At 46.7% G+C, this 21,113-nt stretch carries 21 protein-coding genes and 1 pseudogene; 9 read left to right on the top strand and 13 right to left on the bottom strand.

The window, feature by feature from the left end; genetic code table 11:
* The first annotated feature begins 357 nt into the window (after positions 1 to 357).
* From BM003_RS08930 to BM003_RS08920, 3 genes are read left to right on the top strand one after another with little or no spacing between them, the layout of a single operon-like run.
* The gene (locus BM003_RS08930; RefSeq protein WP_093672254.1) at positions 358 to 969 is read left to right on the top strand and encodes an MptD family putative ECF transporter S component; all 612 of its coding nucleotides are present in this window, start codon (positions 358 to 360) and stop codon (positions 967 to 969) included.
* A complete protein-coding gene (locus BM003_RS08925) occupies positions 966 to 1,655 on the top strand; it encodes an energy-coupling factor transporter transmembrane component T family protein (protein ID WP_093672252.1) in 690 nt (229 codons plus the stop codon). Before BM003_RS08930 ends, BM003_RS08925 begins: the two co-directional genes overlap by 4 nt.
* Positions 1,652 to 3,061, top strand: coding sequence for an ABC transporter ATP-binding protein (locus BM003_RS08920; RefSeq protein ID WP_093672250.1), 1,410 nt, complete (start codon positions 1,652 to 1,654; stop codon positions 3,059 to 3,061). The genes BM003_RS08925 and BM003_RS08920 overlap by 4 nt, the downstream gene beginning before the upstream one ends.
* Positions 3,062 to 3,348: 287 nt before the next feature.
* On the opposite strand, the gene htpX is transcribed toward BM003_RS08920, so the two are convergent.
* The 4 genes from htpX to BM003_RS08900 form a co-directional block, all read right to left on the bottom strand.
* On the bottom strand, positions 3,349 to 4,239 hold the full coding sequence (gene htpX / locus BM003_RS08910) for a zinc metalloprotease HtpX (RefSeq protein WP_093672246.1): 891 nt from the start codon (positions 4,237 to 4,239) through the stop codon (positions 3,349 to 3,351).
* A 12-nt stretch (positions 4,240 to 4,251) separates the two neighbouring features.
* Complete coding sequence (locus BM003_RS08905; RefSeq protein ID WP_093672244.1) at positions 4,252 to 4,797, bottom strand: LemA family protein; 546 nt, start codon at positions 4,795 to 4,797, stop codon at positions 4,252 to 4,254.
* A 633-nt stretch (positions 4,798 to 5,430) separates the two neighbouring features.
* Positions 5,431 to 5,568 carry a hypothetical protein gene (locus BM003_RS17625; RefSeq protein WP_177184725.1) on the bottom strand — a complete coding sequence of 46 codons (138 nt, stop codon included), beginning with the start codon at positions 5,566 to 5,568 and terminating at the stop codon, positions 5,431 to 5,433.
* A gap of 71 nt (positions 5,569 to 5,639) precedes the next feature.
* Positions 5,640 to 6,416: a tyrosine-protein phosphatase gene (locus tag BM003_RS08900; protein WP_093672242.1), complete on the bottom strand. Its 777-nt coding sequence runs from the start codon at positions 6,414 to 6,416 to the stop codon at positions 5,640 to 5,642.
* A 356-nt stretch (positions 6,417 to 6,772) separates the two neighbouring features.
* On the opposite strand from BM003_RS08900, the gene BM003_RS08895 reads away from it, so the two are divergent.
* The gene (locus BM003_RS08895; RefSeq protein WP_093672356.1) at positions 6,773 to 6,973 is read left to right on the top strand and encodes a hypothetical protein; all 201 of its coding nucleotides are present in this window, start codon (positions 6,773 to 6,775) and stop codon (positions 6,971 to 6,973) included.
* A gap of 7 nt (positions 6,974 to 6,980) precedes the next feature.
* On the opposite strand, the gene BM003_RS08890 is transcribed toward BM003_RS08895, so the two are convergent.
* Entirely contained in the window at positions 6,981 to 7,622 is a 642-nt protein-coding gene (locus BM003_RS08890) for an NUDIX hydrolase N-terminal domain-containing protein (protein ID WP_093672240.1), read from the bottom strand.
* A gap of 411 nt (positions 7,623 to 8,033) precedes the next feature.
* Here BM003_RS08890 and BM003_RS08885 point away from each other — a divergent pair, with 411 nt between their 5' ends.
* Positions 8,034 to 8,720 carry an NAD(P)H-dependent oxidoreductase gene (locus tag BM003_RS08885; protein ID WP_093672238.1) on the top strand — a complete coding sequence of 229 codons (687 nt, stop codon included), beginning with the start codon at positions 8,034 to 8,036 and terminating at the stop codon, positions 8,718 to 8,720.
* 170 nt (positions 8,721 to 8,890) lie between these two features.
* Here the strand turns inward: BM003_RS08885 and BM003_RS08880 are convergent, their stop codons facing one another.
* Entirely contained in the window at positions 8,891 to 9,832 is a 942-nt protein-coding gene (locus tag BM003_RS08880; protein ID WP_093672236.1) for a hypothetical protein, read from the bottom strand.
* Positions 9,833 to 9,993: 161 nt separating this feature from the next.
* Between BM003_RS08880 and BM003_RS08875 the strand changes: the two genes are divergently transcribed.
* Both BM003_RS08875 and BM003_RS08870 read left to right on the top strand, forming a co-directional pair.
* On the top strand, positions 9,994 to 10,434 hold the full coding sequence (locus tag BM003_RS08875) for a hypothetical protein (RefSeq protein ID WP_093672234.1): 441 nt from the start codon (positions 9,994 to 9,996) through the stop codon (positions 10,432 to 10,434).
* 30 nt (positions 10,435 to 10,464) lie between these two features.
* Positions 10,465 to 10,968: an AAA family ATPase gene (locus BM003_RS08870; protein WP_218143236.1), complete on the top strand. Its 504-nt coding sequence runs from the start codon at positions 10,465 to 10,467 to the stop codon at positions 10,966 to 10,968.
* Between the two features lie 379 nt (positions 10,969 to 11,347).
* On the opposite strand, the gene trpB is transcribed toward BM003_RS08870, so the two are convergent.
* Complete coding sequence (gene trpB, locus BM003_RS08865; protein ID WP_093672232.1) at positions 11,348 to 12,523, bottom strand: tryptophan synthase subunit beta; 1,176 nt, start codon at positions 12,521 to 12,523, stop codon at positions 11,348 to 11,350.
* A gap of 140 nt (positions 12,524 to 12,663) precedes the next feature.
* Positions 12,664 to 13,050, bottom strand: a complete 387-nt coding sequence (locus tag BM003_RS08860) for a DUF2500 domain-containing protein (protein ID WP_218143235.1) — start codon at positions 13,048 to 13,050, stop codon at positions 12,664 to 12,666.
* A gap of 133 nt (positions 13,051 to 13,183) precedes the next feature.
* On the opposite strand from BM003_RS08860, the gene BM003_RS08855 reads away from it, so the two are divergent.
* Together BM003_RS08855 and BM003_RS08850 are read left to right on the top strand one after the other, a co-directional pair.
* A complete protein-coding gene (locus BM003_RS08855; protein WP_093672230.1) occupies positions 13,184 to 14,062 on the top strand; it encodes a cation diffusion facilitator family transporter in 879 nt (292 codons plus the stop codon).
* Positions 14,063 to 14,141: 79 nt separating this feature from the next.
* Entirely contained in the window at positions 14,142 to 14,765 is a 624-nt protein-coding gene (locus tag BM003_RS08850; protein WP_093672228.1) for a cupin domain-containing protein, read from the top strand.
* A gap of 41 nt (positions 14,766 to 14,806) precedes the next feature.
* Here BM003_RS08850 and aac(6') read toward each other — a convergent pair whose 3' ends face one another.
* The 5 genes and pseudogenes from aac(6') to BM003_RS08820 all read right to left on the bottom strand — a co-directional run bounded on the left by aac(6') (position 14,807) and on the right by BM003_RS08820 (position 21,096).
* The gene (aac(6'), locus tag BM003_RS08845) at positions 14,807 to 15,244 is read right to left on the bottom strand and encodes an aminoglycoside 6'-N-acetyltransferase (RefSeq protein ID WP_177184724.1); all 438 of its coding nucleotides are present in this window, start codon (positions 15,242 to 15,244) and stop codon (positions 14,807 to 14,809) included.
* 198 nt (positions 15,245 to 15,442) lie between these two features.
* A pseudogene (locus BM003_RS08840) lies at positions 15,443 to 16,806 on the bottom strand (amino acid permease).
* Positions 16,807 to 16,952: 146 nt separating this feature from the next.
* A complete protein-coding gene (locus BM003_RS08835; protein WP_093672224.1) occupies positions 16,953 to 18,419 on the bottom strand; it encodes an MDR family MFS transporter in 1,467 nt (488 codons plus the stop codon).
* A gap of 560 nt (positions 18,420 to 18,979) precedes the next feature.
* The gene (locus BM003_RS08825; RefSeq protein WP_093672220.1) at positions 18,980 to 19,582 is read right to left on the bottom strand and encodes a DUF4811 domain-containing protein; all 603 of its coding nucleotides are present in this window, start codon (positions 19,580 to 19,582) and stop codon (positions 18,980 to 18,982) included.
* A gap of 38 nt (positions 19,583 to 19,620) precedes the next feature.
* Positions 19,621 to 21,096 carry an MDR family MFS transporter gene (locus tag BM003_RS08820; protein ID WP_093672218.1) on the bottom strand — a complete coding sequence of 492 codons (1,476 nt, stop codon included), beginning with the start codon at positions 21,094 to 21,096 and terminating at the stop codon, positions 19,621 to 19,623.
* Positions 21,097 to 21,113: the final 17 nt, after the last annotated feature.

Below are 21,113 nucleotides of genomic sequence, written 5' to 3'. Positions count from 1 at the left end.
TTTTCGTGCATTGGATCTTGATTTTCGTGCATTGAGTCTCCTGTTTCGTGCATTGATCCACTATTTCCGTGCATGAACTTGGCTCATCACTCTGTTTGTGTATGAAACTCGGTTTTACCTCTTTTTGTCAATAATTTTTTGAAAACTTATTTTTGTCAAAATTGTGTCCCAGTTGTTCCCATTTTATCTGTAAATTGGGCTAATCATGTCCATATGAAGGCGTTTTCATTATGAAAATGTGACAAATATCATACATTTCATTGGATTCCCTTTTCAAATTGATTGGCTGTGCTACGATATGATTGCTTGTATTTTTGTCTATTTTGTAACAAATCCATGTCGAAATGAGGAATTATTATGTATTCATCAAAATTAAGTTCAGAATCAAAACGATTGTCGGTCCGCAATCTGGCGACAATCGGGATTTTCAGCGTACTTATGATTATATTAGCAATTGCCGTAGCGATACCGGCAATGTCCGTTCTCTATTTTTCTCTCTTCATCAGCAGCCCGCTGATTGCCTTTCTTTCCGCACCGCTCTTCACATTTATGCTTCTTAAGGTACATAAGCGAGGCACCGTGCTCGTTTATTGTCTAATCATGGCCGTTCTCTACTTGATCAGCGGCACACCTTATCTTGCCGCGTGGTTTGTGCTGTCCGCCATTCTCGGTGAACTCGCGATGAGCCGCCCGAATGCCTACAAAAATTTCATTTGGATCACGATCAGTTGGATCATCTGCTCGCTATTCCGTGCGACCAACGGTATGATCGACATCTGGTTTTTTTCGAAACAATATCTTGCATCCGGTGTCAGCAAAGAACACTTTAATCAGGTAGCCCATTTCTATTACTCCGCGCCATGGGTGCTGCTCATCTTGGTGCTGACCGCAATCGGTGCTGTTCTTGGCGGCTATGTCTCTGCAAAACTGATGAAGAAACACTTTGTTAAAAGTGGCCTTTTGCGATGAACCTTACCGCACTTCATGTGGATTTCCGGGCAAAACTGGCCGTTTTTGCGCTGATGTTTCTGCTCTCAGCCTTGCTGACGCATGATGTTTCGATATGCATTGCACTGGTGTTCATGCTGATGTACTTATGGATGCAAGGTTTTTATCGTGCAGGCGTTTTTTACTTTTTTGCCGGAGTTCTGATCGCATTCCTGCGCACCTTAACGGGATCCGGCGGCGTAACTGTTTTTCTGCCGGACGTTCTGCTCTTTGCGCTATTAAGAATCTCACTTGTGATGATGGCAGCGTATGCGATGGTGCGCATGCCGCCGAGCGAAGTGACTGCGGCATTTATGAAAATGGGGTTTCCGGCCGCGCTCGCATTGCCGATCACCTTCATGCTGCGCTTTGCGCCAACAGTTCGGGGTGAGTTCCGTACCGTATTCTCCGCGTTACGTATGCGCGGGCTGCTTTCCTTTGCTCATCCAATGCGCGCGTTTGAATATATACTCATACCCGTCATTACGCGTAGCGCCGCGATTTCCGATGATTTAGCTGCATCGGCGGAATTGCGGGGCATCGCAAATCCCGGAACGCATAGCTGCCTCCGTGACATTCGTTTTCGCACAATGGATGGTGTTCTTATCCTCATGTCGGTTGGTTTAACGGCTATTTGCCTGTATTTCGACAGGTGGGTGATCCTATGATTCAACTGGAAAAGGTCACTTTTTCCTACAATGGGGATGGTTTACCGGTCATTCATGATCTAAGTCTTTCCGTAGATAAAGGGGAATGCGTCGTCATTACCGGCAAAAGCGGCTGCGGGAAAACGACCATTACACGTTTGATTAATGGTTTGGCGACACATTTTTATAACGGCAGCCTGAGCGGACGCGTCATTATTAATGGTGTCGACCAACGCGACTTTCCGTTTTGGTCAATTGGCCGACGAGTTGGCGCCGTACTTCAGGATCCGAGCAGTCAGTTCTTTGCGGAAAAAGCAGCTGATGAAATTGCGTTCGGCTGTGAAAATTATGGCATGCCTCGCCATGAAATGATGAAACGCATTTCCATTGCCGCAGAGAAATCCAGCAGTTCACAGTTGCTCGACAAAAGCCTGTTCCATCTTTCGAGCGGTCAGCAACAGTGCCTCGCGATTGCCAGCATTTATGCAGTCAATCCGGATGTTTATGTATTCGACGAGCCATCCGCGAATCTTGATTCGGCCGCGGTGGAACGATTGAGCCAGTTGATCAGCGTGCTGAAGAACGAGGGGAAAACCATTATTATTGCCGAACATCGGCTCTTCTACCTGACTCATCTTGCTGATCGTATCCTATATATGGAGAACGGGCAGCTCACGCGTCACTTTTCTTCTGCCGAATTGCGCGCTGCCGAGCCTGCCAAACTGGAACAGCTTGGTTTGCGGTTCGCCCGCTTGCCCAGGATCCGTGTGTCTGAAGAAATCCAGGAAAAAGAAACGGTCATCACTATCGATCGGCTCAATTTTTCCTATAAGAACGTTCCCGTGATTCACGACTTCTGCCTGCAGATTGGCAAAGGTGAAATTATCGCACTAAGAGGGCCAAATGGCGCGGGGAAAACCACGTTGGCGAAACTAGTGTGCGGACTGCTTAAACAAAAAACGGGAAACATTTGGTTCCGAAATCGTATGAATGACCGCAACCAACGGAGAAAGCAGATCTTTTTTGTCATGCAGCATACTGACAGCCAGCTGTTCGCCGAGAGCGCACTTGAGGAAGTACGGCTCAACGCCAAAAAGCCAGAAAAGGCTGAATCAATACTCGCATCGTACGGACTGGCTCCATTCAAAGCGTCTCATCCATCGACACTTTCCGGTGGTCAAAAACAGCGCTTGCTTCTAGCCGTCGCTGAAAGTATGGATTCCTCAATTCTAATACTTGATGAGCCGACCAGTGGACTTGACGGTGAAACGATGCGTCTACTCGCTGAGCGTCTGCGCGTGCTCGCCGCCCGCGGAAAAGCGATACTTGTGATCAGCCATGATCAGGAATTTATCGCGTCTACCTGCACCCGTATCATTCATATGGAGCAAGGAAAGAAAATTACAGATAAAGCAATTATAAGATGAAATGCGCCGACCCAGTTACCGGCGCATTTTTTATTTTGTTGCGCCCGCCCCCGATACTGGCACGGTTTCGTGCATTGGGCTTTGATTTTCGTGCATTGAACGATGACTTTCGTGCATTGAGCCAACCTTTTCGTGCATGGGACTCCACCACAGGCTTAGTTTCGTACATTGGGCTTTGATTTTCGTGCATTGAACTGATTTTCTCGCATATTATTGTGTTGTCCGGCACATTTTGAGCAAACAAAAAGCCCCCTCGTTGACTTTCTTCGAGGGGACTGGCTTATTTCTCACATCGCTTTGAGCCGTTCGATCCTGCTCTCGGTCGACGGGTGAGTCGCGAACCAATTGGTTTTCTTGTGTTTCTTGCCAAACGGATTGGAAATATACATTGAAGCAGTCGCGTCTTTCACATGCTTCATACCTTTGTCGTCGCTGCTGATCTTGGTCAGCGCATTGATCAAGCCCTGTGGATCACGAGTCAATTCAACCGCTGACGCATCGGCCAAATATTCTCGGTTACGCGATACCGCGAGCTGAACGAACTGCGCAACGAGCGGTGCAAGAATAATCAGTACGAGCGCGATCACCATGAAAATCGGATTCGATTTTTCATTGTTTCGCTTATTGTTCCGACCGCCGCCCCAAAAGAACATGCGCTGGCCAATGTCTGCGACAACAACGATCACGCCGACAAGCGCGATACAGAGTGTCATCAGTCGAATGTCGTAATTTCGAATGTGAGAAAATTCGTGTGCGGTAACTGCAGCAATTTCCTCACGGTTGAGGCGTTCGAGCAAGCCACTCGTGAACGCGATCACGCTCGACTCCGGTTTCATACCGGTCGCAAACGCGTTCGGTGACGGATCATTGACAATGTAGATTTTCGGCATCGGAACATTCGCCGCGAGCGCCAGTTCCTCGACCACGTTAAAAACCATTGGATTGTCGCTTTTCTTAATCTCATGCGCGCCTGCCATGCTCAGGACTTGCGCGCGCGCACTGGCAAATGTGATCGGTACATAGAATGCGAGTACCACCGCGGCGATGATCGGCCCGGACAGCATGTCCCCGTTCAAAAAATAGCCGACCGCCCAGCCGATCACGAGAACGAGCAGACAGAAAAAGGTGAGCAGCACGAACGTTTTTCGCTTATTTTGCTGGATTTGTTGATAGAGCATGCGCGGCCTCCGTTAAAAGGTAACCTTAGGCACGTCGCGTTCAGCCTCAGGGATTGTGAGCAGCTCTTCTCTTTTAAAATTGAACATTCCTGCGATAATGTTCGATGGGAATGATTCACGCTTGATGTTGTAGTCCTTGACCGTTTTGTTGTACAGCTGGCGCGAATAAGCAACCTTGTTCTCTGTTGTCGCCAGTTCTTCCTGAAGCTGCAAGAAATTTTGGTTCGCTTTCAGATCCGGATAAGACTCTGCAAGTGCGAAAATCGATTTCAGCGCGCCTTCGATCTGGTTGTCCGCTTCGATTCGCTGCTGCGGTGTGCCGCTGATCAGGCCGTTGCGTGCTTCAATCACCTGATTCAGTGTTTCTTTTTCGTGCTTCGCATAGCCCTTAACCGTTTCAACGAGATTCGGGATCAAATCATGGCGCCTTTTCAGTTGCACATCGATCTGGCTGAACGATTCCTGCACCCAATTGCGCAGCTTGACCAAACCGTTGTATTGCGCAATAAAATAAATCACGATAATGGCTAGGATAGCAATAATAATCCACAGTGTCATTGGCTTTTCTCTCCTTTAGTTCATGTTACCTTAAGTATACCATTTGGAATCCGTCAACAACCTATTCATGTAATACTTTCAATAATGTAAGGCATACGAAAAACAGCTCCATACGATGTAGCATGCTGCTCAATTTATCATTCATTTTCTTTTCCCTGAAAATACTCGATCATCCATATTGGTACTGCATTATTATGTTGGGAAACGATTTTTCCATTTTCTATGATCGCTACTGTAGTCGGCGTTCTTGGAAAAAAAGAAGGGGGCTCATCCGTCTTATTGGTCTTTAATTAAATCGGGCGAGAGTAACTAAACGTAAATTTTCCGTTTATATGCATCGTAGCACTTGTTTCACAGCTAAATAAGGGTAATTTTTCCGCTTATGCACAGAAAAAACCTCCATTTTCACGTTTTTCGATTCGATAAGCGGAATTTTTCCGCCTATTTAAGCTATTTTTTCGTTCATTTTCTAATTAAGCGGAATTTCTCCGTCTATTTCTCAGATTGGGCACTCTCCTGATCGTCCAACCGATCCGTACGAATTGGGAATCAATTTTATCCAAAATTAGGCTTCGAAAAGTACTTTTACCGCTTCCGTTATTTCCGGCAAATACGTACATTGTGCACATAAATTTAAGCCTCATTAACGACTTTAATCGTTCCATCCGGATATTCTTCAACCATTCGAAGGATCTCTTTGTTTCTAGAATCAATCATTTTTTTGTCCATAATAAATAGCCAACGTTCTTTTACTATGCCTAGTTCAAGCATATCCTCTTTTTCTTCAAAATTCACAATCGATAGGAAAAGACGGCTTCCATCAAGCCGCCTTTTTCAAAAAATTATTCTAAGCAAAAATCCTTAATTCGCTCACGATCGGAACGCGTGACGCCGAACTCTCGTTCCAGGTACTTGCCGAACTTTCCGTAGTTGCCGAAAATGGAGCTGATCGAGGCGTCCAGATACTGTTCGTGCAACAAGAAGCCTTCTTCAAAGTTTTTCAGTTGTGCTCCAGACACGTACTGCGCCGCTTCGGCAAACGTTTCCTGATGATAAGCAACCAAGGTTTTATTTGAGAGTAGGTAATCCTCCATAATTGTTTCGAAGGTTACGCCCAAGGTACGAAGCAGCAGCATCGCGCCGACACCGGTCCGGTCTCGGCCGCCGGCGCAGTGGTGGAGCACCGGCAGATTTTCCTCAGGCTTCTTAAACAAGTGCATCAACCGTTTATATGAGCCGTTCTGAATCGGCATTTCCCTGTAGACCTGCGCAAATTTATCACGCGTAAACGTTTTATAAAAAGTCGCCGGATCCCATTCATCTTTGGCGGTCGATTTATCTTCACCATTTACCGCAATCCGTTCATGCCGTTCGTTTCCGATTTGCGGATCCGGCTTAACGATAGCTTCCGCTTTATCACGGTAATCGTAGATGAGTTTGAGATTCAAAGGCTTTAGATTTTTTTTATCTTCATTCGTCATTCCGGTTAGTTCCGCCGAACGAAAAAGGAGTCCTTTCTTTACCTTCCGTCCGTCCTTGGTCTTGATTCCACCCATGTCGCGGAAATTGTACACGCCTTCCAGAGGCAGCACTCGTTCCATCAATGCATCGCTTTCCATCAGCATCCCCTCTTCCCATTCAGTTTTTCTTTTTCATTTATTTTATCATAGTTTCTTATTCAATTTGTTGCGCCAATGCTAATGATCTGTCAATCTTTTATATAGAGAGAACGAATCAAAAAAGTATTCGATGCGTCACGTTCAATTTTGAGGGATCGACTTTGCGGACCTGCATGGACCAGAAAGCTTTTGACGTATTATATGCGCGGCATCAAGCGAACTTTCCCACCAAACAATGGACGGCGTCAATCAGCGGTGCGATTGGGCGCATACGTGTTGACCGGCTCAGCAAATACAAAACGAATTGTGAAACGTATTGTCGTGAGTTAATCCAATTGATACGAGGAGGAAAACAAATGACTTTTTTTGAAAAGCTCTTTAACTGGTTGTTTTTTATCGGTATTATTCTGCTTTTCGGTCGGTTACTTACACTGATTTTTCGGTTAATGGATGTTCCGTTTACAAGCTTTTTCAGAGATTACAGCGTGATTTCTCTGATCATTTTAGTCGTTGGCGCGATTGGTTCTGAAATGATTAAAGGCATGAAGAAAAAGTAGCACGTACTCAATCGAACGCCGCAACCCAATTTTTATCGCTTGCCGCTTTAAAGCACATCTTGATTTGTTCCGCAGTATTCTTTTCCTCAGCAAGCGGCGGCAGTTCGTCGATGCCAAAGTATCCGGTCTCAGTTGTCTCGTTGTTTTTCTTAAATTGTCCGCCGATCAGCGTACAGAGCACAAATACCTTGCACACACCATAGGCGTACACCGGCAGATTATGGACATTGCGGTCTTGAACGGCAATAAGCCTGATCGGAACAACATCAAGACCGGATTCCTCCTTTACTTCCTTGATCGTATTCGATTTTATCGATTGGTCCACATCGACCCATCCTCCGGGCAGCGACCATGTGCCGTTGGTTTCCCTAACGAGCAGAATCCGGTCATGCTGGAAAATCGCCGCGCGCGTATCAAGCTTCGGCGTTTGATAGCCGGTTTCATTACAGAAGATTTCTTTGACATGGTCAGGGGAGAAACCGGTTTTCAGACTCAGCATTTCCGCCGCAATTTCGCGTATGCGCATGAATCGTTCCTGATCAAAGCGATCCTTTGAATAGGCGAGGCCTGTCTGCGCCAGGGCTTGCAGCTCCATTGCCCAGCTCAACCAAGGCTTGTCTTTAAAAAGTTCGCTGTTTCTCTCATTCATGAACCATTCCTCCTAACTTTTTATCGAAGTATCAACCATTTCCTTCCGAAAATTCCGGGTATTTAACTCATCAACGGTCCGTTCCGCTTGCGCGTGAAATCGCGTTGCCGATTCCTTTTGATCCTCCCGTGACAACAGCTTTTTTCCCAATTAGATCTGTATACATAGTGCTTCCTCCAGTTTTTCCTGTTCGTTATAGTGTGGGAAAAATCAGCGGGAATATCCCGTCGGACAACCTCAGTCTGCATGTCCTATGGGACAAGTAAGCCGACTTAGTTACTATTTTTAAAACCGTAGACTATAATAATCTCTGTTAGCATGATTATTGCTTCTGACCGTAACCGGACGAGGCGCCCTCCTAGGCACGCGCCTTGATTGGCGGCCACATCAATAAAGGAAGAGGAATGAGTCATGAATCAGATTATGGACAAGGAACAAATTAAGCAACAAATTCTGTCGGCATTTCAATTCAGACACGCGTGCAAGCAATTCGATCCTGCAAAGAAAATCAGCGATGATGACTTTCAGTTCATTCTGGAAACCGGCCATATGTCGCCAAGTTCATTTGGTCTTGAGCCTTGGAAGTTTGTTGTCGTCCAGAATAAAGATCTGCGCGCCAAGCTCGCTCCGGCATCATGGGGCGCCACTGAAAAGTTGAAAACCGCGAGCCATTTTGTACTGATTTTATCTCGGTTGCAATTTGGACTGAGTGCGCACTCCGCGCATGTGCAGCACATGATCAATGACGTGCAGAAATGTCCTGAGGACGTCGCAACGATGATGACGAGTGCCATTGATAATTTTCAAAAAGTTGATTTTGATCTAACCAGCAATGAGCGCGTCTTCTTTGAATGGGGCTGCCGTCAAAGCTATATAGCACTTGGAAATATGATGACCGCGGCGGCGGAAATCGGTATTGATTCCTGCCCGATGGAAGGCTTCAATAAAGAACAGGTTGAAAAAGTACTTCTGGACGAGGGAATCATCAAAGGCAATGATTTCGGTATCGCCTGTATGGTTGCCTTCGGTTATCGCGCCAAGGATCCACGTCCCAAAGTCAGACAGCCGATTGAGGACGTCGTCGAGTGGAAAAACTAACCTTTATTATAGAAGAAAACTGCGTGAATTCGTTTGCGCAGTTTTTTTTTGCGACACTTTTCGAAAGAGACCGATATTTTCCGAAAACAGACCGATAAAAATTCGAAACAGACCGATAAAATCCGAGAACAGACCGTTTAATCTGCGAAACAGGCCGATATCCGGCTGAATTACTGCCCCGATTCGATCAGTGCCGCCCTTTTCTGAACAACCGTATCACGCTGCTGCTTAAGCTCAGTGATTTCCTCATCCAGTTTGCCTAGGAGCTCGTTGGTTTGCTGCAGAATCTTTCTCGTCTGCGACTCTGAGTTTTGAATCTTGCTGTGTACCATCCAATCGGTCACAATGTTATCAAAAAAGTAGTCAGCGAAGTTCAGAAGCTGATCGTTTTCAAGATCGGTTAACGCGGCATCGGTAATATCGCTCAATTCATTCTGAAATTGTCGCAACGCTTGTTGCGCTTCATGAATATCGCCATGGGCATCGTCCATCTTTTCGTGTTTTATCGCTGTTGAAAGAAAGCCGCCACCGAACATATCCCAGTTCGACCAACCTTCCGCAGACCCCAATGATTTCAGCGCGCGTTCAAGTGCGTTGCGTGCCTGCGCGCCTGCCGTGAACGCTTCACTATACTCCTTGAGATTCGCGCGAAGATCCGCTTCTTCATCCATCAATGCGTAGAGTTCTTCACTGAGCGGCGATTGGGCGTCATGAATGAGTCGTTCTTTTCTCTGCATCCACTCCGTGTACTCCTGATCCGCATTTTGCACAGACAATAACTGGTTTTGCAGTTCAGCCAGTTCTTTTTTCATATCCTCTGCAGCGCGACAAGCTTCTTGGTATTTCAGTTCAGCCGTAATTGCTTCCTGCTTCTCTTTATCGATTTTTTCCAGCTTCCGCCCGATTATTGAATATAGAATAGCGGGCACGCTGAACGACTCCATGCGGTCAACATCCCTTTGTTCCTTGTTACGCATGGATCTCAGCATAGTCAGCTTCACTTCCTGCTGCTCTGCTTCATCCTGCAAACGGCCAAGCTGATCTTCCCATTTTCGTTTGTCCTTCACCTGCTCTTTGATTTCTTGAAGTTCTCTGTCGAATCGGCCAAGCATTATAATTCCTCCCTAATAGGTAATCCATTTCCTAGCGAGTCGAAACCTCACTATCAACCTTATGAAGAAACATTGGATGCATCCTCTCATTTTTTTCTATTGTATCATTCATTAGCGGGGCATATGGGTTAAAATGGTGGAAAAGCATTGGAGAGAGGCTGATGAATAAGATCGGATTTCTGCTTTTATGTCTACTGCTGCTTACAATGACCGGATGTTCATCGGAACAAGAACCGCCAGATGCTATGGTCAAGGTGAATCACTCACAAGTAGAAACGGGAAAGGGCACGTATGAGTGGCGGTATGGATTTTTCTATCATAACGCGGTTGTTGCCGATGCCAGTTCTCCATCGAAAATTGCAAAACGGATGGAGACTCAGCCGGTCACCACCGGCGATAAAGCGATTATCTCGTTCTCCGATCAATCGCATCCGAAACTTACAGCACACATTTGGCGCAATGAAAAAGAAGGAACGGAACTGCCAATTCGACAAAATCAGCTCGCTTTGCCGAGAAAAGCAGGAAGCTATGTTATTCTCCTTCACGCAAAATGGGTACGTGGAAATTCCTATTACGCATTCTCTGTTAAAGTATCCAACTAAACCTTATGGATTGCCAAAGGAGATTTCTGTATGAACGATCATCTAAAAAAAGCCGTCATCTTCATCACCGGCATGTCCGGTGTCGGAAAGTCATCCACACTAGATGGACTTGCGCGCAGAGGCTATAAAGTTGTCGATACGGATTATGGCAATTGGGGCGAGGACGTGCCGCTTTCGAATGGTCAAGGCTTTGAACAACTATGGCATGAGAAACGTATAGGCGAACTTCTTGCCAAGCATGATGAAGGTACATTGTTCCTCTCCGGCTGCGTCACCAATCAGGTCAAGTTTTACCCTCAATTCGATGCAATTGTACTCCTGTCCGCGCCGCTCGAAACGATCCTTGAGCGTGTCAGGATGCGCAAAAACAATCCCTTTGGAAAAACGGCAGAAGATCGCATGCGGATTATAAGTGATTTTGCCGCAGTTGTACCACTTCTTCGCGCAGGGGCAACAGCGGAAATCGATACGCGAAAGCCGATTCACGCTGTTGTTGATGAACTAGAAGCAATCGCTAAAGCCATTCACAAATAAAGCTTAAGAAAAACCGGGTAAAATAAGCGGAGATTTTCCGGTTATATGCATCCTGGCGCTTGGTTCACAGGTAAATAAGCGGAATTTTTCCGGTTATGCACTGCAAAACCCGTCATTTTCACGTTTTTTGATTCGATAGGCGGAATTTCTCCGTCTATTTAAGCTATTTTCTCCTTCATTTTCGAATTAGGCGGAATTTCTCCGCCTATTTCTCAGATTTGACGCTTACCTGATCGTCCAGCGGAATTTTATGACGTCGTCCCAGCAAGGCCAAACGATAAACGTTCTTTACCTGTTTAAAAAAGGCGGCTTAAGCATTTTAAATGCCAAGCCGCCTTCTTTGTTTCACACATCTATTTTTCAGATTGCATCGTCATTCTCATTTTTTCTGCAACATCTCATATACTTGCTTCACATCTTTGTCGCCGCGCCCGGAAAGGTTGACAATGATGCTTTCGTCCTTCGGCAGCGTCTTTGCCAGCTTCATTGCGTAAGCAACTGCATGCGCGCTTTCCAGTGCCGGAATGATTCCTTCAACTTTAGAAAGATTCAAGAATGCGTCAAGCGCTTCCTGACCGGTTACCGTCACGTATTCGCCGCGTCCGGATGCCTTCAGGTAGCTGTGCTCTGGTCCGACGCCCGGATAGTCCAAGCCTGCGGCAATGGAATAGGTTGGTTTCGGATTATTGTTTTCGTCGACCAATGCGTAGCATTTGAACCCATGGATAACCGCGGGTACGCCTTCAGCAATACTTGCCGCCTCGACCGGCTCAACCCCGACAAGGCGAACGCTCGGTTCGTCAATGTAATGCGCGAACGCCCCGATCGCGTTGCTGCCTCCTCCGACACAGGCAACAACCGCAGCCGGTAGTTTGCCTTCTTTTTCTAGAATCTGACGCTTCGATTCCTCACTGATCACGGATTGGAAATGGTGAACCATCGTCGGATAAGGATGCGGTCCGACGGCCGAGCCCAGTAAATAGTATGTCGTCTCGTGATTCTGCACGAGGTCGCCAAGTGCTTCGTCGACCGCGTCTTTCAGGCGTCCTTGCCCTTTTTCCACCGGAACGACTTTAGCGCCAAGCAATTCCATCCTGAAGACGTTCAATGCTTGGCGTTCCGTATCATATTTTCCCATGTAAATCGTGCACGGCAGTCCAAACAGAGCGGCTACAGTCGCGGTCGCGACACCATGCTGACCCGCGCCGGTTTCGGCAATGATCCGCTTGGCGCCCATGCGCTTCGCAAGCAGAATTTGTCCGATGGTATTATTAATCTTGTGCGCGCCAGTGTGGTTCAAATCTTCTCTTTTCAGATAGATTTTCGCGCCGCCCGCTTGTTCCGTCAGATTCTTCGCAAACGTCAGTGGATTTTCGCGCCCCACATAGTCTTTCAAATAATAACGCAGCTCTTTGTTAAACTCAGGATCATCCTTGTACCTGTCGAATGCCTCAGCAATTTTCGCCAAGACCCTCTGCAGCTCTTCCGGGACATAGCTCCCGCCGAATTCACCAAATGTTCCTGCCTCTGTTACTACACTCGTGCTCTTACTCATCTCTACTCAACTCCCATTCTTTTTTTCGCATCCGCCCTATGGAAGATGCCGAAAATGTGGTGCCCCATAAGTTTCCGATAAACAGTTCGTGAAGTCAAGCTAAATTAATTGACTGACACAAATTTTCCAAACATAATGCATTAATCATGATTCTGTACATCTGCTTTCTTTGATTCACGGGTAAAGCCTTGAAAAATGGTTCCTTGAAAATCAAGCATTCCACGATCTCCTTCAACCAAATAGCCATAGTCAGAACCGTGTAGACGAAACTCGATCCGATCTCCGCTTTCCACTTCAAATGTGGCATAATAGTGTGTAGACACCATGGTTTGATTTCCGCCCGACGTCTGTGTTCGTTTCCCCACAACCAAGGCATGTACACGCAGCCGCGGTTTTTGCTGATTCGAAGACCACGTTGCCATTCTCTTTATGGCGCTTGCGACAATGACGGTAATAACGACGAAAAATCCAATATAAACTAAAATCTGCATGCCCTGAAAACCGGCATTAAATGAGTCACTGGACATGAACGACCCTCCCTGAATGGCTTCGCTTTTTTTTATTTTTGAGTAACGTATCCGTATCGTGTTAAAATTGTCATCATTATATGAAAAATCTGCCTGTAAATGACTTCAGCGAAAAGAAAGTCAGGTGTTTGTAATGATACAAGATAAATACATGAATTTAAAATTGAGCGAGCGCGGCGCGATCATTAGTATTGTGACCTATCTCGTTTTATCTGCGTTGAAATTGTTTGTCGGTTTGACCATGGGGTCGCGAGCGCTGAGTGCCGATGGATTTAATAATGTGACCGATATTGTTGCGTCGGTCGCCGTGCTGATCGGCTTGCGGCTCTCCCAGCGTCCCGCCGACAGTGACCATCCGTACGGCCACTGGAAGAGTGAAACAATCGCCTCATTATTTGCTTCCTTTGTCATGATGGCTGTCGGTATTCAAGTTTTATTTGACGGGGCAAAATCAGTAGTTGCAGGTCATGAGGAAACGCCGGACCTTGTATCTGCCTGGATTGGTTTATTTTGCGCTGCAGTCATGTTTGCGGTATATACGTATAATAAACGATTATCGATACGAACAAAAAGTGCATCGGTTTTGGCGGCCGCTAAAGACAATCTGTCTGACGCATGGGTCAGTGTCGGCGCGAGCGTCGGTATTGTCGGCGCACAGCTCCATCTCCCATGGCTTGATTCGGTTGTCGCTCTTTTGATCGGCTTCCTGATCTGCAAAACGGCCTGGGATATTTTCAGAGAGTCGTCCTATTACTTGTCCGACGGTTTTGATGACTCAACCTTGAACTCATTTAATCAGATTGTCCATTCAGTTGCCGGTGTTGAAGGCGTGCGCGACATCCGCGGCAGAAAATATGGCAACAATACGGTTATCGATTTGGTCATCGTTGTGAATCCGGATATGGGTTTAAGAGAAGCACATCGCATTTCCTCACATGTTGAGACGATGCTGATGGACAAATATGATGTCTTCGAAGTGCATGTACACGTTGAGCCAAACGAGCCGGATTGATCATGCCCGTGCAGGAACCCTCCATCATGCCTTGTCATAGGGTATAGCGTTTAGTCCATTAAAATGGAGGATGACGCACATGCAACTAAATCCATCTGATCCTTCTTTCCGCTTGTCTGCCGACTCGACAAAAAAGATGGCAGAACAGCGTGACGCGAACAATTACATCAGCCAATTGTTCGGTCCGCAATTTCCGGAAATAAAAAACGGTTTTTTTAATGCTCATATGACCCGCGGCATCATCATTCAACCGCATTGGCACACGAACGCTTCTGAAATGATCTTCATGATTCGTGGATCTGTGATCACTTCCGTTTTCAATCCCTTTACGCAAAAGCTGATGAGTTATCAAATTGGTCCCGGCGAAGTTTCGATGCTGCCGAAGGGCTGGTTTCATTGGATTATCGCATTGACCGATGATGTCCATCTGCTCACTATTTTTGACGTGCCCACACCTGATGTTGTCTTCGGCTCTGATTTTCTCCGATTCACACCTGCAGAGGTGATGAACCGCGCTTATTGTATTGATCCGGCGGCCTATACGCGAACCGTCGCGCCAATTCACAAGTCAACCATTCTCGGTCCTCCGACAGACTGCGCAAATGCAGGTATGCCGAATGCAAATCCTATGCAACCGAATAGACAACAGCACCAGAGCTATTTTGCCGGTTCCACTGCGAAGAATCCGAATTCGTTCTCATGACAAAAGGCGCGAGTCATCACGAGATGATGCGCGCCTTTGGACTACAGATCTTTAATAAACGAAATTGTTCGATTAGCTTCGCGAAAGCCGGCACCAACGTGGAAAGCAAAGCCCGCCTGGTTTGACAACTCTGTATCAGAACCGAGCTGTTTGCATCCTTTAGCTTTCGCCCAAAGCTCTGCCGCTTCCACTAAATTGTGCGCGACGCCATTACGTCTGCATTCAGGCTTCACGTAAATTCCTTCTATATATCCGGCCTGGCTCTCAACTGCTCCCTCAACATAGTCATTCCGAAGCGACATATGAATAAACGCGATGAATGCTCGCTCCTGCTTTATCATGTAAAACACATGATCAGCAGATTGAAGCAGCGTCTGCGTTTCCTCCAGTAATTCTTTACGCGTATGACCCGGCCACAGTTCGAGTTCCAAATCGACAAGCGCATCCAATTGATTGATCGTTCCTTTAAAAATTTCCATGAGCAGCTCCTTCATGCGGCATATCTTCTCTCTTTATTTTACAGTGAAATCAGATAAGCGAAAGCGAAAAATAAGATTTTTTCTGCACGAGGCCGTGAATTCCGTAACATTGTGGATTTTTCATGGATTCGGTCTAACTCAAAAAGATGCTGCCCCATAAAGGACAGCATCTTTACAGCATCTTTATAAATCTTAATCTTACATACTTTCATGCGAATTCTCATTTGGCTTAACGAGGAACGAAACAGCAATCAAGATTGCCATGATCGCAAGGCAGGTCACCGTCCCCACAAGATTGGCTGCATTGATCACGAATGTTACGAAGATTAACGACAGCGCAACTAAGCCGACAATGGTCATGTAGGGAAATCCGGCCATTTTGAAAAATGGAAGCTGTTTATAGCTCGGGCGCAGCTTCAATTCAGCTGCACAGATGGCGATCCAGACAAGACAAATGGTAAACCCTGGAATGCTCATTAATTGATTGATAATTTGGCTTGGCGATAGGTACGCCAGCACAACACCGACGGCTAGAAAACTTGTCGTCAGCGCGATCCCGCCAAGCGGCACACCACTTTTTGAAAGTTTGCGCACAAAGCCCGGCGCCTCACCGCGTTCAGCCATTGCATACAGCGTCCGCGTCGTCGCGTAAATCCCCGAATTCGCTGCCGAAAGTACGGCTGTCATCAGCACAAAGTTCATCAGATGCGGCACGCCCGGCAGACCAACCGTTTCAAATACTTGAACGAACGGACTGCTTTCGGTCGCTGAAACACTGCTCCACGGCATCATGCCGCAAATAATGATAATCGGCAGAATATAGAACATGATCACCCGCGATACAACGCTCTTTATGACCTTCGGCAGAACATGCTCCACGTCCTTGGCCTCCGTTACCGTCAAACCGATCAGTTCCGATCCGCCGTATGAGAAAATAACAACAAGAAGTGCAGAGATCATGCCGCCGAACCCGTGCGGGAAAAAGCCGCCGTGTCCAAACAGGTTCTTCATCGGATCGGCAGGGCTTGGGACAATGCCGAAAAGGATCAACAGCCCAAGAATAATAAATACAATAATCGCGCCTATTTTAATTCCGGCGAACCAGAATTCGAATTCACCATAAAGACTCACTTGGAAAAGGTTAATGCCAACGATAAATAGACCACACAGTCCGGCAAGCACCCACAAAGGTATTTGCGGAAACCAATACTGAAGAAAACTGCCTGCGGCCAAGATTTCAACAACCGTCACGATCATCCAGTTGATCCAGTACAACCAGCCGATCATGATTGACGTGCGGAAGCCGAACGCTTTATGCATCAGATGCTGGTGTTCAATCCCGGATAGGCAATCGCCATCTCCGCAAGCGCGACCATAACAATAAACAAAATTAATCCACATACTAAGTACGCGATTGTGACACTCGGACCGGCAATGTTTAGTGTATCACCGCTCCCTTTAAAAATACCGGTGCCGATCATTCCGGCCATAGCCATAAGCATTATGTGGCGCGGCAGCAATCCGCGCCTGAGTGATTCCTTTTTTCCTTCTGTTGCAGCCATTTTTTCCTATCCTTTCTCTCTATGTTTTGCAGGTGCGCTTTAATGCGATAAATCCCATAGCGTTTTCAATTATACGTGTTTCCTATAGCGTGTCAACATTGTCCCATTTCCATATATTTACTTTCGTTGAGCATTTTGCCTACCACTCACCGAATAGAACGCGTGTTGTGCCGGCCGTCTTTAATAAAAAAAGTCAGCGCCCAAGTCACTGCGCAAAAGCCAATGGCGACAAGAAATGCGGCATTCACGCCATTAAGTGCCGCATCAATTTTAAGTAAATGGAATAAGGCGGGATCCGATCCGTACATGTTCTGTTCCGGCAGCTCACTCTTGGTTACATCAGACATGACACTAATCAGAATGGCGGTGCCGATTGATCCGATAATGGTGCGTAGCGTATTGGTGACCGCCGCTCCATCGCTCATAAGCGCATTGGGCAATGTATTCATGCCTGCAGTGGTCATCGGCATCATGACCAGGGAAATGCCAAGAAAGCGTACGGCATAGAGAATGATGATTGCACCTAATTGTGTGCTCATGGTAAGAAAAACGAACGGAATCGTCCCCAGCGTCAACAGCCCCATACCTGTAATGGCAAGCTGGCGAATACCTATTTTATCAAAAATGAAACCGGATACCGGAGACATGAGTCCCATGACAGCAGCGCCGGGAAGCATCACCAGACCGGAAAAAAAGGCACTTTCCCCCCGCACATTCTGGATATAAAGCGGCAGCACAAGCTCCGCGCCGAACATGACGACCATCAATGTTCCGCCGACAATAACAGAAATACTGAACAGCGGCGATCGAAAAACACGCAGATTCAGCATGGGATTGTCTATGGTCAGCTCACGATAAATAAATCCAATAACACCGATTGCGCCAACCGCAAGCCCTCCAAGTACAATTGGCGACGCCCAGCCGTGATGACCAACACTGCTGAATCCATAAAGCAAACCACCGAAGCCCAAAGTCGACAGTACAAGCGAGACATAGTCAATGCTTTTCTGTTCAAGAGGAACAATCTTTCGCATGGCTGCCGGCGCAAGGAAAGCCGCCAATAGTGCAACAGGGATAAAGGCGCAGAAAAGGACGCGCCAATTAAAATGGTCGATAATCAAGCCGCCGCCTGTTGGTCCGATAACACGCGCAAAAGCAAGCACAAGGCCATCCAATCCCATTGCTACCCCCCTCTTTCTCCTTGGAAAGATGAGTAGAAGGATGGTCTGCATCAGCGGGATCATGATTCCCGTCGCAACTGCCTGGATGAGGCGTCCGATCAATAAAATTGGGAAATTAGGTGCGAGCACCGCCAGCAAGGTCCCCGATAGAAAGATCAGCATCGCAGCTATATACAGCTTTTTGGAATTGACTCGATGCATCAGCATCCCCGTAACCGGAATCATGATCCCATTCATCAACAGAAATCCGGAGGTCAGCCACTGCCCGGTATCCGCATCAATATGAAAATCGCGCATAATACCCGGGAGCGCGGTTGTGATGGCCGTATGGTTGGCCACAACGCAAAAAGTGCCGATGAGCAGAATAACGACCAAAAAGGGTCGATTGTACGGTCTTCCGTCACAATCGAGGCTGCATGTATTCAAAGTCATTGCATCATTCTCCTTTAAAAATTCCGCTCGAATTTCGTCACTTCTGCCGATTAGTATGGCTCAGCCGGCACCTGTTCACTCATTTTCTAATAAAATGCAAAAAACCGGGCATAAAGCGCCCGGTCCTTAATTTAGTAACGCGGCCGGAAGAAAATAAGCGGAGATTTTCCGGCTATTTGCATCATGGTGCTTGATTTACAGGTAAATAAGGGGAATTTTTCCGCTTATGCACGGAAAAACCCTCTATTTTCACGTTTTTCGATTCGATAAGCGGAATTTCTCCGTCTATTTAAGCGATTTTTGGGTTCATTTTGTAAATAAGCGGAATTTTTCCGCTTATTTTTCAGATTTGGGCGGCTTACCTAATCGTCCATCCGAATCTTGTGATTTGAGCGACACTTCAGCAGCTCGCTTGCCGTGGGCGCACCGCGAGCCTCATCAGACAGGCAGTAATCTGCGGGGCTGACCCCGCAAACGCCCTCGCACCTCCGTTTTGATTCCCGGCAAAAAAGACGGTCTCGATCATTCGAATGAATTTCGAGCCGTCCTTCAGAATCACTTTATTTTTTCTTAGATTGCTGTTCCTGCATTTTTTTCTGTTTTTCCAGCATCTCTTTTTGCATCTTCTTCATCTCGTTCACACTCATCACCTGATGATTTGCAGGCAGATAGAAAACATTGCGTGTTGAAACGAGTACATTTTTATTTCCACTGTACGCAAACAAATTCTTATAAAAACTGTTTTTGAATACGCGCCGCTTCTTCTCGATGGCAAGATAAGCCGTCTGATTCGTAGTCTTTACCGCATTTTTGTCAGTAATCTGTGTGTGTTTCATCTTCGGTTTGCCCTGTTTCTCCGTATTATAGATGTAGATCCGGTCCTTGCCTGCATCTTGATGAAGCAGCATAAACGGAACCTGCGAATTCGCCGCGGCACCGGTTGCAGAGTACAGCGAAATTTTTTGAGTATACACCTTTGTTTTCATACCGAAATGACCGTGCTCATTCATGATGAGCAGTGTCTCGCTGCCGAGAAACACGATCAGCGCAAGTCCTGCCAAACTATAGTGAAGCCATCGATACTTTGCATACTTCCTCGATCCGCTCGTGAAGATAAAGATAACGAAGAGTATAACACTTATGATTAACGTATATAGAATCACACCATCACTTCCTATTTTCATAAAATCAGATCTATTAATTAATCAGCGTCTTGAGCGGTCGCTGCATGTTTCTCCTTGCCCTTGATGAAAAAGGTAAGGACGAGCGTCAGCAGACAGAAAAGAATAGCAACCATGAACGCAGTGTTCATGCCTTTTAGAGCAGCATCAATCGATTGATGCATGAATTGGGCCGGATCGCTGTGCTTCAAGCTGGTGCTTGGCGCATTGTTTTTGGTCACATTAGTTAGAATACTGATCAGAACAGCCGTTCCAATGGAACCCGCCACCGTACGGATCGTATTGCTGACCGCGGTGCCATGGCTCATCAGCGAGTCAGGCAGCGCGTTCATCCCGGCAGTTGTTACCGGCATCATGACCATAGAAATTCCTAAAAAGCGCACGGCATACAGAACAATAATAGATGTGTAGCTTGTATGCTGCGTCAGGAACATGAACGGCAATGTGCCAACTGTCAGAAGAAAAATTCCGGTAATCGCCAGTTTACGCGAGCCGATCCGGTCAAAAATTAAGCCGGTTATCGGACTCATCAAGCCCATGATGATAGCACCGGGAAGCAGCATCAGCCCCGAATGCAAAGCGCTCTCGCCCCTAAGGTTCTGGATATAAAGCGGAAGGACCAGCTCTGCGCCGATCATCGCCATCATAACAATGCTGCTGATGACAACCGAAAGCGTAAAGATCGGCGATTTAAATACTTTCATTTCCAACATCGGTTCTTCCACAACCAGCTGCCGCCAAATGAAGAGAACGATAAAGACACAGCCGGCAATAAGCGGCCATACCACTCGCCCATCCGACCATCCGTAGTTGCCCACACTGCTGAATCCATAGAGTATGCCGCCAAATCCGATCGTCGACAAGACAATGGACAAGTAGTCAATTCGCGGATCCGTCAGAGGCACAACTTTTTTCATGGCAGCAAAGGCAAGCACAATCACTAGAATGACAATCGGAATCATCATGTAGAAAAGCACGCGCCAGTTGTAGCTGTCGACAATCCATCCGGAAAGTGTCGGACCGATCGCCGGCGCAAAAGCGACAACAAGTCCGCCTAGACCCATGATAATGCCGCGTTTTTCTCTAGGCACAATTAATAGCGAAATCGTCTGCATCAGCGGCATCATAATTCCTGCACCCGCAGCCTGAATAATTCGTCCGGTTAACAGCATCGAAAAATTCGGTGCAACTGCGGCCGCGATCGTCCCAAGCAGGAAAACGGTCAAGGCGCCGATGTACAGTGCTTTTGAATTGATTTTATTAATAAGTAGCGCGGTGACCGGAATCATCACGCCGTTCATCAACAAAAATCCGGAGGTGAGCCACTGCCCGGTCGCCGCGGTAATATCAAAATCTTTCATGATATCAGGGAGTGCCGTCGCAAGTAATGTCTGGTTCAAAATCGTACAGAACGCACCGGTCAGCAATATAATCATTAAAAAGGTTCGATTATACGGTTTTCCGTTGATGTCAACGGTCGTATTTTTTTTGGTCATGCATCTAACTCCTTTTC

Source organism: Sporolactobacillus nakayamae, from assembly GCF_900113325.1.
Lineage (GTDB): Bacteria > Bacillota > Bacilli > Bacillales > Sporolactobacillaceae > Sporolactobacillus > Sporolactobacillus nakayamae.
This window is presented reverse-complemented; position numbering and strand designations above follow the sequence as displayed.